We start from the raw sequence: 342 nt of genomic DNA, 5'->3' as shown, positions 1-342 counted from the left end.
CGGTGTACGCGGGCAAACTCACGTCCGCAGTGCTCAAAAAAATTGCCGGCGGCAAATTAGGACAGGGATTTGCCGCCTGGCTGGCGAAGAACGAGCAGATCGTGATGAGCCACCCCAAATTAAGGATCAAGACCTCGGCAGCGGCCGAGGGGCCGGGCAAGGGGCCGAGCGTGGCAAAACCGGCGCCGGCGCAACCGGAGGCTGCCAAGCCCAAGCAGACCGAATCGCGGAAGGAAGGCCAGGCCAACATACCGTGCGTAAAATGCGTGCCATCTGTAGGCGCTCCCATCAGTCCTATCACCGGCAGCAAGTTCCTCGCCGACGCCATGGACCTGGACTTCC

General features: G+C 62.0%; 1 protein-coding gene. It reads left to right on the top strand.

Annotated elements, in window-relative coordinates:
- Positions 1-342, top strand: a 342-nt coding sequence (locus tag F2P45_RS34800; RefSeq protein ID WP_223164938.1) for a hypothetical protein, incomplete at both ends; no start/stop codon positions are given.

Origin of the sequence: Massilia mucilaginosa, assembly GCF_011682145.1 — a bacterium.
Classification (GTDB): domain Bacteria; phylum Pseudomonadota; class Gammaproteobacteria; order Burkholderiales; family Burkholderiaceae_D; genus Telluria_A; species Telluria_A mucilaginosa.
This window is presented reverse-complemented; position numbering and strand designations above follow the sequence as displayed.